At 48.3% G+C, this 12,459-nt stretch carries 7 protein-coding genes; 1 reads left to right on the forward strand and 6 read right to left on the reverse strand.

From position 1 onward, the window contains the following. Window positions 1-55: 55 nt before the first annotated feature. Complete coding sequence (locus H6G13_RS26520; RefSeq protein ID WP_190488567.1) at window positions 56-310, reverse strand: hypothetical protein; 255 nt, start codon at window positions 308-310, stop codon at window positions 56-58. Window positions 311-1,032: 722 nt separating this feature from the next. Between H6G13_RS26520 and H6G13_RS26525 the strand changes: the two genes are divergently transcribed. Further along, a complete protein-coding gene (locus tag H6G13_RS26525; protein ID WP_190488569.1) occupies window positions 1,033-3,087 on the forward strand; it encodes a pentapeptide repeat-containing protein in 2,055 nt (684 codons plus the stop codon). Between the two features lie 725 nt (window positions 3,088-3,812). Here the strand turns inward: H6G13_RS26525 and H6G13_RS26530 are convergent. The 5 genes from H6G13_RS26530 to H6G13_RS26560 form a co-directional block, all read right to left on the reverse strand. Beyond that, complete coding sequence (locus H6G13_RS26530; RefSeq protein ID WP_190488571.1) at window positions 3,813-7,253, reverse strand: pentapeptide repeat-containing protein; 3,441 nt, start codon at window positions 7,251-7,253, stop codon at window positions 3,813-3,815. Window positions 7,254-8,109: 856 nt separating this feature from the next. Beyond that, entirely contained in the window at window positions 8,110-8,676 is a 567-nt protein-coding gene (locus H6G13_RS26545) for a site-specific integrase (protein WP_190488578.1), read from the reverse strand. Between the two features lie 18 nt (window positions 8,677-8,694). Further along, the gene (locus H6G13_RS26550; protein ID WP_190488580.1) at window positions 8,695-9,210 is read right to left on the reverse strand and encodes a tyrosine-type recombinase/integrase; all 516 of its coding nucleotides are present in this window, start codon (window positions 9,208-9,210) and stop codon (window positions 8,695-8,697) included. 299 nt (window positions 9,211-9,509) lie between these two features. Then, window positions 9,510-11,354 (reverse strand): DUF4268 domain-containing protein, encoded by a 1,845-nt coding sequence (locus H6G13_RS26555; RefSeq protein ID WP_190488582.1) that lies wholly within the window; start codon window positions 11,352-11,354, stop codon window positions 9,510-9,512. A gap of 58 nt (window positions 11,355-11,412) precedes the next feature. Beyond that, entirely contained in the window at window positions 11,413-12,453 is a 1,041-nt protein-coding gene (locus H6G13_RS26560; protein ID WP_190488584.1) for a protein kinase, read from the reverse strand. Window positions 12,454-12,459 lie beyond the last annotated feature (6 nt).

Below are 12,459 nucleotides of genomic sequence, written 5' to 3' on the forward strand. Positions count from 1 at the left end.
ATACTGTGTTTTGAGCAAAATGTTCATGCCAACAACTTTGATGAAGCGTCTGTTTTCAGGGGTTTTGGGCTTGGAAAGCCTCGTTTTTGACACAAAATGCAAAAATAAGCCAAATTGCTGAAAAGCTTTGACTGCAACGGTTTTGCAATTTCTGGGATAGCTTCTGGAGCTTTAAATAGGCTCTCAGGATTTCCTTTTCCTGATTCAGGAAGCAAAAATCCTGAAGGTTTTGAGCCATAGCAGCGGCTTTACGACCTGTCCAAACAGGCAAGGTCTTACCAGTAAGGAGTTGCGGGAATAACTTATGCATGGAGCTTGATCTCCTTGAACGTGAGGGTTCAAGAGACAACCACTGCATCACTGAGGAAAAATAGGCACTAAAAAACCAGGCAAGCCCGATCCACAGTTGGATGCGAGAGGCTTTCCTGGTTTAGGTTGAAGACTCTATTAAAGTCGATATTCTCTTGTTGCCAATATTTTAGTTCAAAGGGTCTATGAATGCCAACAGATCTCCAGAGCACACTAAAGATCTCACATTGGCGAAGCTACACCAAGCAACTGCGAGCTCAGCTTTAAAGCGACCTTTTAACAGCGTGACCGGAGCCCGAGACTCTCTCAGGCTTAGTTCTAACAACGGAAAATTTTGGTCGTTAAGGCTGAAAAGCTTAAGAATATAAGCCCTAGCCACCATATCAAACCAGACTGCCTCATTTTCCGACTGTCTCACCTTCAGCAGTAAATGGGACAGTCGGAAAGACAGACAACGAATTTAGACCATTTCAAACTCGCTGTTAGAGGACTATCGACTCTCGTGCATAGGCCAGTTTGTGCTGTCAGGTCACTAGCGACCAAAATTTTCCCTTTGCTATAACTAGGCTCAAAACAACACGGTTACCTAGTGGGGCGGCATCACTGGCAGATAGAAGGCTTTTTCAGCGTTCTGAAGAAGCATAGCTTTTACCTCTAAGTTACTAGGTGCAAGACCTAAGTATAACCACGTAAAGCATAAGGGATATAGAGAATATTTATCCTATGAAGATAAATACAATACTGTTTCTGGTTTTCAATCTATGGGCAACATGTGATGTATGGCTTTCCTATGCTTCTATGGCACTAGACTACTCCAACAGTAATTGTCGAGGCTTTAATTTCCGAGGTCAAGACCTAAGAGATGCAAACTTCAGCGAATCTGATATTCGTGGAGCTAATTTCAGGAATGCCGAGCTGCAGGGAGCAAATTTCACTGGAGCAAAATCAGGACTCCAGAGGAGATGGGCTTTTAGCATAATAGTTGCAATGATGATGATAGCAGCCACTATAAGCACATTCGTGACTTCTGCTGGATTACTTGCCTCATTAAGAATCAGGATCAACCACATAGAGACAATTGTATTTGCAAGTCTAATCATTCTAGGAATGTTAAGTGCCTATATAGCAGTAAGCATGAATCAAAGAAGGACTCAAACTATTTCACAAGCACTATCAAGAACCGCGGTTTTATTATCAGAAGCTTTTGGACTACTGCTTGGAATTGCGGCGGGCACATCAATAGCACTTGGATCTGGGATTATAACCATTGCCATAACAGGTTTTTTAATGGGGGGGCTAATCACTTTCCTCACCTTGACACTACAAATAACAATAATTTCAACAAGAATCATTTCAGGTTTCAAGTTGAGTCTATTACCGCCACTACTTGCTATTGCTGCAGGCATGGCAAGCACAAAAATAATTACAGCCAGTTCAGGTACTTTAATTTATATAGTATTTCTTATTTTAATATCTGTTTCCATAGATGCTCTTTGGGGCGGCCATCGAGCAATGCAAGGGGATCAAATTATTGCTCTCACAAAGAAAATTTCAATTCTGATTTCTTCCATAGGTGGAACAACATTCAAAGATGCTACTTTGACATATGCCAACTTTAGCCATGCTGAATTAAAATGCACAGATTTTCGAGTTAAGGATCTTTCATATGCTTGCTATCGTCATACAAAAAATATTGACAATTCGAGACTAAACGAACATTCTATATTATCGAGCTCTACTGTTCTCGATCTCTTAGTTAATGGTTCTGGCCGTGGAAAATCTTATATGGACAAGAATTTAGAAAGTTCTAATTTAAGCGAATTTGATTTACGCGGAGCGAATTTAACTAGAGCCAATCTGAGTAAAGCATTGCTAAAAAAAGCTGATTTAAGAGGGGCTATCCTGCGTGAGACTTTAGCGACTGGCAGTGATTTTACATCAGCTAAGCTAACTGGAACCTGCTTGCAAAATTGGAATATAGATGCAGCAACAAATTTAAAGAATGTTGAGTGTCAGTACTACTTCGAGCTAGAAAAGGAAGATGATAATGGCACTAGGGAGCGCCGTCCCCATGATCCTGATAAAATTTTTGAACCTGGCGATTTCGAGGCATACCATAGAAGGAGCTTTGATATTCTTCGTCTAATGACTAGGAAAGGTATTCATCCCGAGTCATTTTATGCTGCCTTTGAAAAGCTAATTCATGAGTTTCCAGGTATAGCCGGAGATTCTATCCAAGGAATTTGGAAGACTGGAAACGGCATTGCAATAGATGTGCAGGTTCCAGCTGGAACTGACAAGGGTAAGGCAGAGCATACTTTTGATGAAGCTTATAGAACTTCCCTCAAAGCAAGCGTAGATCCAGTTCTGTTGGATAATCCTGGCAGCATAGTCCTTTATTTAAACGTTAATGCAACTGCTATTAGTGAGAATAAAAGTATGAGTGGTGATCGCATTATCAACATGGGTAATGGTAATTATATTGAGTCTAATCCTGGAACCTATGTACAAGGTAACTATATCAACATGAATCAAGACTTAGCTCAATCAGCATTGCAGATCCAGGATCTGCTTGAGCAGCTACAAAAGCAAGGGATGACTGTTGATGTTGCACAAAATCAGGTAGCCAATGAGATGGCAGACGAAGCTAAAAAAGATCAAAAAATGAAGGATAAACTTGTAAGGTGGGGGCAGGCTCTGGGAGATGCAACAGTGAATGACGTTGTTAAAAGTGTTGTCAAACTTGCTATTCGCTCAGCGGGTATTCCGTTACCATAAAAGGGCATTTGAGAAATATTCAGGTTAGGCCAAGCACTTGAGCATGATCTGGAGTATTACTAGATAAATGAAGGTAGGAGTCTCGGACACAACCTCATAGTTCTTCCTCAACCAACATATCGCAACCGAGAGTAACTCACCCTGAATGAGGTAAATCGGCTGATTGATGCAGCAGAGCTGCGACCTGGTCGTCATCAAGTTAGGGTGTCGAAGCATCTCGGACTACGGCAGAGACCAAGATTTCTCACTTTGCTCGGAATGACATATTTGTCATCCCTCAATAAGGCCCTAAAGTAGCGAAGCTGCATTTTGGGGCAACTTACCGAGTAAGCCCTTACGGGACAGGGGTTTCCGCTAGTACACCTTATGGACTAAAGTCGGCTTAAATTTTCTCAAAATTGAGTAGTACAAAGGCCATCTTTGCTCGTTTTGTCGGCTGAAAAGCCCATTCTCTCGTTGAGTAGTTGCCTGTAACGCAGCTAACCAAGCAATACAACCGAACTAAATTGCCCCAAAATGCAGCTTCGCTACTTTGGGGCCAAAAAACGATGAAACGCCCCTAATCCATAGGTTTCGGTGATTTCTTTTTGAAATGGCTGAAATTCTTTCGTATTAGGAGTTTCAGGCTGTTTATCCCATACGGCGGAACCAGTGCCCCGTTGCCGTCTCGCAGAGAATCGCCCAATCAAACCCTCAAAACCCTCAAAACCCAAACCCCATCCGCTTCATCCGTTCTCCTCTACTGCCTCACCGTTGCCCCATCGTTTCCAAGTCTCGCTTCTTTCCCTCAACGCCTCCAATACCTCTGGTGTAAAGGGACTCTGTCCCAATCGCAGCGCTTCTAACCAAACTTGCCGTTGCTGTTCATCTGCTCCTTGATGCAAAAAGCGATGGTTACTTCCATAGCCGCTCTTGGACAGTTTTTTCGTTACGAACTCAAAATCATCAATTGCCCCTTGTAAATCTCCTGTCAAAGCTCTCACCAGTCCTCGTGTATCACGGTAAATTGGCCAATCAGGAGCTGAATGAGTGGCTTTTTCACTTGCAAATAGAATTTCTGCTGCTTGATTGTGCAGGACACCAACCCAACAGAGCAGATCCCAGATTTCGGCATCAATTTCTAAGCCAGTGTCGATGGTTTGAGCTTCTTGGTAAGCCTGACTTGCCACCAACACGTTGCCCTGCTTGACCCCATCTATCCCCTGGCTCAAAACCACCGCCGCCTTGAACCGGGGAGTTTGAGCCAACGATTCGGGCACGTTGAGCGCTGCATGTAGACCCTGGGCACCTGCCCAATGGATTGCCCCATCCCACCGAATTTCATTCAAGTTGGCGCGGCGGAGGTCGGCGCTGCTGAGGTCGGCGCTGCGGAGGTCGGCGCGACGGAGGTCGGCGCTGCGGAGGTCGGCGCGGCGGAGGTTGGTGCCGATGAGGTCAGCGTGGCTGATGTTGGCGCTGCTGAGGTCGGCGCTGCTGAGGCTGGCGCTGCTGAGGTCGGCGCTGCTGAGGCTGGCGCTGCGGAGGTTGGTGCCGATGAGGTCGGCGCTGCTGAGGTCGGCGCTGCTGAGGTCGGCGCTGCTGAGGTCGGCGTGGCTGAGGTCGGCGCTGCTGAGGCTGGCGCTGCTGAGGTCGGCGCTGCGGAGGTCGGCGCTGCGGAGGTCGGCGCGGCTGAGGTCGGCGCGGCGGAGGTCGGCGCGGCGGAGAAATTTGCCCACGCTTTGGTTAAAAGTGCCCGGTTGCAAACAATCGCTGTAATGGATCATGCGGAGCCAGCGCATATGGTCATGACCGTCCGTATCCGGTTGACCGCAGGGATAGAAATGGATAGCCGCTTTTAGCGCCTCCACCGACTGAGCATACCGATGAATTTCCAGCAGCAAAATCAGCACATTCAACCCCGTAGAAATATCGACCTGGCGCTGTCCAACGGCAACCTGATACTTTTGCAGTTGGCGGGCTTTGCGCTGGGGCAGGGTTTCTTCAGTCGCATCGATAAACCTGCCATCACCCCAGTCCAGATAAAAAACCTCCAGCCGTTGGAACAGTTCCCCCCAATCCAGCTTGGCTTTTTTCAGCAAGCCGATCAGGTATTCCACAATTTCTTGGGTCAAAGCGCCAAAGCCAAACAGATCGTAGATTTCCCGGCACAGCATCTCTTCACGAACGAGATAGGGTTTACCCCGACTATCCTCCTTTTTCGTCCAGCGCACGAGCGATTCAACCATCCGCTCGGCACACAAAAACTCACCAAAACTCTTGTGAAAAAACTCGATCTGATTCTCGCTGCCCTCCGTCGATTTGAGATAAAACGCCGCCAGGGCATTCTTGAGGGGGTTTTGCTCGGCGTTTTGCTTTGCCTGGGCCAATAGCTGTTTTGCGCCCTCATCTTCTTTCAGCCGTTCTTCAATCAGGGCAATGGCGGCAGACTCGCCTCCCGACTGCACCACACACAACCCCGCCTCCGCCAAAATGCTGCGCAGGTCTTCCGGGTCAAGTCCGGTAATTTTAGGGTTGAGATCAGCCCCGTTTTCACTGCGCTGCCGAGTCAACACCCACTCTAGTGCCGCCTCATAAATTTGAATCCGCACGGCGACCGGGTCATCGCCAGTGAGCTGAGATTCCTGGAGTTTGCCATCGCGGTGCAGCGCCGCCAGCAGGTAAAGCAGCAGGGGTTCCCTTGCCAGGGTTTTAACCTGCTCCGGGCACTGCTGGTTTTGCAAAAATGCCTGAAACTGCTGGGTTTTTTCGCTGCCCGCCAGCTTTTCCCAGTTCACAAACCACTGCTGCTGAATCTCCGCCGCCATCGGCGCAATCTCGACCCGCTCCAGATTCAGGGGCATCAGCCGTTCCACGCCATACAGCGCTAGGGGTCTGCCGGTAATTACCACCCGGTGGCTCCGTTCACTATTCTCAGCACAGCGTTTTTGAAACAAGCTCACCTGTTCCAAAAATTGCTGGAGTCCTCCCGTGGTGCCCCGTTCCAGCAACAGTTCATCAAAGCCATCCAAAAAGAACAGAAAGCGCGTGTTGCGATCAGTCAACCAGCCCGCATCTTTAGTGAAATCCGTGGCAATGGCATCCTCCAGGGTTTTGTCAAAATCCTGAGCGAAATTTTGGACAGCGCGCAACCGAATCAACAGGGGAATCCAGATCGGCGACCACTCGCGCCGCACCTTGTCAGCAAACATCCGACAAAACACGCTCTTGCCCCGTCCAGGGCCACCCTGAATAAACAACACCTGCCCCTGTTTCTGGGCATCCTGCAATAGCGTTTCCGCCCAGGTTTCAATGCTTTGGGGTGTAGCCCTGTAATCTACCTGACCTTCCCTATCAACGGGTTGCACTTGCAGCGGCACATACAAATCTGCAAAGGTGAACGGCTCGTCAAACACTGTCTCCTGGGGCTTGCGGGCAATCACCTCCTCTAGGTAGAGATCGACACTGGCATAGCGTTCCTGGTCTTGAAACCAACCCTCCCCATAGACCGCCGCCAGCCGCTTCACTTGGTCGCGCACCTCCGCCACAATCTCCTTCAGGTAGCGGTGGGTGCTGCGGGCAATTCGTTCCGTGGTGCGATCGCCCTCTTCCGGCGATAACCCCGCCTCCTGCAACCGCTGGCTCAGCAGCCCATTAAAAATCCGCGCCAGTTGCGACTCATGGAAACAAATCAGCGTCTTTCGGGCTTCCTGCTCGGTTAGCTCCACCTCCTTGCCGTCTAGCTCCAGCTTCTTGCCCACCTGTTGAATCTGGTTTGTCAACGCTTCCGATGCAGGTTGGTCAGACAACCGCTGCACCAGATCTGGATGCTGCTCTAGAAAAACCTGGACACTTTTCAGGTAGGCAGTCTGGGCGGCGATCGCCACCCCCACCTCCAACGTCGGCTCCTGCCGCGTTGCCTCCACAATGTATTTCAGCAGCCCCGTCGCCAACGGCACAAACGGCAAAGCCGCCGTCGCTACCTGCCCCAATGGTGAACTCAACACATCCAGCAACGATGAAAAATGGTTGACCAGGGGTGCCAGTTCTTGCGCGCTCTTGTTTTCCTGAATCGCTTTTGCCAGTTCGGCGATCGTCTTCAGGCTATCCACACTTCCTTTAACCGTATCCTCCCAGGAAATCGGCGTATTCAAACCTCGCCAGACATCGCGCCAGAGTTGTTTCACCATTGATTTATTTTGGAGCAGCAATTTAGGGATAGTGTAGCCGACCTGGATTCGATGAACTTTTAGACAGTGAGGGTGGCGATCGCACCAGCAGTCAATGAGGCAGGGTCAATCATTGGGGAAACTCCAAGGCTAGGGCTGTATCTTTTCTATCAAAGAAATTCCGAATTCTGCCGGAAACGTCTACTTAATTTGGTAAAAACCTCCTCTGAGGCTAAAATAGCTTCACTTGCAGCCTGATCCTTGCAGCTTGAAACATGAGTATTTTTCAAACTGCTTGCAGGGGGAATTAGGTGAGGGTTTATGAACGGTTTGATGTCTCTAGCCGCCAGCTAACAAGTCGTTGGAGCGGCGATTTGAAGGTTTTTGCTTCGTTCCAGTCTTCTCGTCGCCGCTCAACTTGGTCGTTAGGCAGTTGATTGTTCGGATAGGGCTTGGTTTGAGGTGTATCTATCGACTTCGACCGCGTCAGCACCATGGACCGGACCAGCGTCCCCGACCGAGCTCTCGCCCACGCCCTCAGTTATGCTCAAGAGTTAATTGAAGGCAGTTTTTTTACAACTGCTAGCTTTAATCAAATACCGGAGCATCTACTCCAACTTAAAGCATCAACTCCAGGAAACCGTGCAACTTCTATGGAATGGAAGCAGTGGGCTGCTAATTTCCAATTCGCACGGTTTAAGGCTTTAGAGCTTAACCCAGAACAGGTGTTGTTCTCAACAGAAGAATTGAGAGCTTTCGGCAACTCCCTCTACGCTACGGAGATTCTAGTCCGCTGTAAGGAGTCCGCTGTCCGAATCTCTCAATCTTCTTGGGAAGAAATTGAAGCCCGACTTCTAACTCTCGACGAGATACCCGCTTAACCAGCCGCAGGAAATAGCTTATCCAGCATCTCTTGATGTTGGCTGAATGCCTCAGCACTGCCAATATCAAGGTACCGCTCAAGCGACGCCAGGGTAAAGTGTCCAGTAACGCGCTGAATTGATCGCAGTGGCACCCCGGCCAGGTGCAGGTGTGTCGCCATCGACCGCCGGAAGCTGTGAGAGCTAACACCATCGACTCCGATCAACCCAGCCGCCCGCTTCAGCGCCTTTTCAAACGCGACTGGCGTTAAGTGCCCACTCTGCCCGCTGCTGGGAAACAGAAATCCGCTACGGGGCAAGTCGGCAGCGTCCAAAGCTTCCTTTAGCTGCCGCGTGATCTCTACAGTGCGAGTTTTCTTCGTCTTCGTGTTGCTGGCCCGATAAACGATACGGCCGGCTTTGACGTCCTCGGCCCGCAGCTGCAGCACCTCACCGATCCGGGCAGCAGTGTAATAACAGATTTGACTAATGACTAGATGAGGCTGGCCTAGCTCCCCCCACAAATCCTGTAGCTGGTCGGGAGAAAAAACTGCCGCCTGCCCAAAGCGATTCACTTTAGCCATTGCTCGGTCCGTCTAAACCTACCTCCATGCTAGTATGTCTTTTGGTAAAAAGACATACCGCTTTTCGGCGTTTGATGCGGCTAAAGGCAGTATGGGCCGCCACCAGAACTTGAGACGGGGGTGAGACAGAGCTGAAACCCGCATTCTTTCGTTTTTTCGTCTTACGATTAGACGATTGAGACAAAAGGGGAAGCTTTTGAGTCTCCTGGTGAAAGTCGCGCTTACTTGGTGCCGGGCATGGGTAGGTTGAGATGAACCTGGCGACCCTTGACTTCGTAAAGCTCGGCGCTGCTGTAGCTGCGGGGGAATTTGAGTTGTCCTGGTCGTTCTCGTTTTGGTCTTGGCCGCTCGGTAGACAATCGCATCGCCGCGCAGATCCTGCCGCTCCAGGCTGACCACCTCTCCACACCGAGCAGCGGTGAAGTAGGCGATCTGCGTCACCAACCGGTAGGGCTGATCCAACTCGCCCCAAATCTCCCTCAACTGATCCGGCGTCAACACCGTGGCTTGACCATTCCGATTTGACTTAGCCATCCGGCCACCTTTGCCTAAAATCTTTCAGCGTTCTTCTTTTTGATAAATCAGGAACGAACTTGCTTGATTCCAGCGGCTTGGGCGGGGGGGCGCTAAATTTTTTCGTGCTTAATGAGAATTATTGCAGGCAGGGTTTACAGGAAAGCCTTTTTGAGATTCATTGAACTACTCACAAAATGGCTTGGAAGCCTTTAACAAGAACGGGCAGTCTCATGTCTTGAGCCTAAGCTGAGAGGATTCCTTGGCTCTATAGTCTGGCTTTGGGGCAATGGCCATTAAGGTCTCGCCGATAAGCATACTTATAGAGAGGTTGTCTCGGAACTTGCTTCTCTAGCTGCATGTAGCTTCTCTGCGATCGCAAAATAGAGGCGCGGCAACATCTCAACCAACCAAGCCTGCATTTTCTCTAATTCTTCTGGAGAAGCAGTGATTGATGAGTTACTGCGATCAAGCGCAATACGAGCACCTCGCTTCAAGTTAAGCCGCTCCCAAGTCAAAGGACATCCTAAATCAGATTCTATTTTTTCCTTTTGAGCAAAGAGTTGGTCAAAAATTCGCTTATTGTGTTCACGATCGCCAGTTTCGATATACGTTTCAAGGCGTAATCGGGAGCGTCTTGCAAAGGAAAAACCTATCCATGTCGAAAATGGGTGCTCAGGAGTCTTAACTTCAACACCAAACCAGTGACGCCCTTGCGGGTTTGCGAAGTTTACAATTGATAAATTCTTTATCTCCTTAAGCTTTAACTGCAGAGTATTGAAGAAATCAATATAAACCGTTTGTCTATCATTGATGCGTGAGAAGACAGCTCTCTCCTCTGAAATATTGACGTTTGAAACGCGCCATCCTGCTTCAAGCCATTGCTGAGACTGAGTATGACTCACAGCATCATTAGCCCACCAATTGCGGTGCTGGCGTGCAGAGGGAGGGAGTTCATCCTGAATAATCTGCTCAATGTCTTGAAAAGTCAAAGACACTTTGGACGTATCTTGATCTTGGCTTTGAAGCCAAACAGCTAAGGGCGCATAACGGCTCTCAGTAGAGCTTATCTCCTCATCCTCAGGATTAAAATCTATCTGGTTACTAAAGCCTATTTGTTCATTGACTTGAGAGCCGGTGGCTTTGAAGGCATTTTCAATAGTTTGATGAGATACTTTTGAGATTAAGCCCCAGTACTTTTGAATTGTATCGGGGTTGAGATCGCTAAGGAGATTGTTAATTACTGTTTGACCTATGGAATTAGGTAAGGATTCCGGCTCTGTTTCTTCAATGGATGGACGATGATGATTGAGAAGGTCTGAACAGTATTTAAGTTGTTTTCGTTGCTGAGGCGTGATTTCTCTAAAGTGAGCAATAGCGTTTCTGGTTTGCCGAACAGCATTAAGTAGCGCGTCCATAGCTTCCCAAGAAAGCCCCTTAAAGTCAGCACTATACTTCGGCCATAAATTTTTGAAGAGACTAATGTAGTCTACAAGAGTTAACTCCTCAAACGATTTGGTTGACGTAGGTTGATGAAGATGTTTATTACAAACCTCTCCAAAGAGTTTCTCATCAAAATCAGGTTTTTGACCTAGAACTTTGGCCAAGTAATGCAGCAAGGCCTTCTTAAATTTCTTCTCAACACCGTTACTAGAAGGTAAGATGGCTTGGACAGACTTTCCTAACTCATCAACATCAATTTCACCGTTCCCATTTTTATGGGCAATCTCAATTAAGTCACGAATAGTCGTCTCAACATCCTCAGCCAACATGATATCCTCGGCACGGTACCGGAAGTATTCAGTAGTGTCGAAGCTGGTGAGTAACCCTGTTAAATAGCCTTGCTTGTCTATAATGGGAATCGCATTAATGTCTCTAAGCCCCTTGAGTAATTCGGAAAGATCCTCATCGGAGCGGTAGGGTTTAACTTTAACTAGAGCATGAGACACCGTTAAGTTATCTGGAGTAGCATTGAGGTTGCTGACGGCTCTCAAAATTGAGTCGCTAGTCACCATTCCTTGAAGTTTATTATGCTGGTCAACAACTGGAAGCTGGCTGAAGTCATGCTCAAACATGAGATCTAGAGCTGCTTGAGCCGATACATCTTCAGTAACTGTGACTAAGTTCTGATTGTCTGGGATGAGATGTTGAACGACTACAGGCATAGCAAAAGGAGTTAAAAGTATGTAAACAGTTGCTTTAGAATCACAGGTGGATTTCTTGCTAAGACTTAGCCTTTCCAGGCAGCTTTAATAAGGACTTTGTCACTAAGCCTGCTCCTGACTGCAGTAAAGTTAAAGGAGTTGGAAGCGCTACGATCGCAGCTATTTTTGCAGCTGTAGCCATAACCTGTTCCATAGAGCTGTCGGTAGAAGCAGTGAGGTCAGTTAGGGCATTTTTTGCACTCACATATCGGTTAAGGGCTGACGGGGCAGTCATCTGGTCAACGACTTGCTGTAACTGCTTGCTGATTAGATTCTCTGTAAGATATGCCTTGTAAGCCCAACTAGAATCGTGCAGGCCCATCAAATCGATGGGCTTCATAGCTGTTAGCGCTTGCAAGCAAACAACACCCAGACTGTAAACATCGCTTGTGGGTGCAGCTTGTCCATTCACCTGCTCAGGAGAAGAATAACTAGGGTCTCCCACCATATATTCACCCGTGGAGGGGACATCTTCTCTTAGGCACTCAGCCACTAGCTGAGGGATACCGAAGTTGGTTAGCAGGAATTGCCCTAGATGATGTGAGTAGACGATGTTTTCTGGTCTGATGTCTCTATGGATGAACTTGCTGTCATGCAGTTCCTGTAGGGAGGGGAGCAGGTCATTTAAAAGTTGGCGAATCTGCTTCTCCTTAAACTGCCCCTGCTTTTCAAGCAATTGGGCAACTGTTTCACCGGCTACGGCTTCTTCGATGAGGTATAGCCCGTTTCCCATAACAGAGTAATCAAGCGGGGTATGGAGGTTGACTACCTTAGTAAGGCCCTGGAGTTTCTGGGCGGCTTCGTTGAAGAGATTGATGATTCTCTGCTGCTTCGCCCTGTTTCGCAAGATTTCTGTGGGGAGGAGAATCTGTTTGATGATGATTTTTTGAGCTGTCTGGAGATCGAGGCCTTGAAAGGTGCGAACGAATTCCCCCTCTAGGCTCAGACGTGTTGCCCGGTAGCGAGATTTCAGCAGCAGCTTTGTGCCGCAAGTGCGGCAGACCTTTTGATCATCTGGGTTTTGAGGACTAGGGCAAGTGGGGTGGAGGCAGTAGCTCACGGTTGG

The organism is Pseudanabaena sp. FACHB-2040, from assembly GCF_014696715.1.
In the GTDB taxonomy this organism is placed as follows: domain Bacteria; phylum Cyanobacteriota; class Cyanobacteriia; order Phormidesmidales; family Phormidesmidaceae; genus JACVSF01.

Bases quoted from the DNA above. Each gene is read 5' to 3' on its own strand.
- H6G13_RS26555 (WP_190488582.1), bottom strand. From the start codon at position 11,354: ATGCCTGTAGTCGTTCAACATCTCATCCCAGACAATCAGAACTTAGTC.
- H6G13_RS26520 (WP_190488567.1), bottom strand. From the start codon at position 310: ATGCATAAGTTATTCCCGCAACTCCTTACTGGTAAGACCTTGCCTGTT.
- H6G13_RS26550 (WP_190488580.1), bottom strand. From the start codon at position 9,210: ATGGCTAAGTCAAATCGGAATGGTCAAGCCACGGTGTTGACGCCGGAT.
- H6G13_RS26525 (WP_190488569.1), top strand. From the start codon at position 1,033: ATGAAGATAAATACAATACTGTTTCTGGTTTTCAATCTATGGGCAACA.
- H6G13_RS26530 (WP_190488571.1), bottom strand. From the start codon at position 7,253: ATGGTGAAACAACTCTGGCGCGATGTCTGGCGAGGTTTGAATACGCCG.
- H6G13_RS26545 (WP_190488578.1), bottom strand. From the start codon at position 8,676: ATGGCTAAAGTGAATCGCTTTGGGCAGGCGGCAGTTTTTTCTCCCGAC.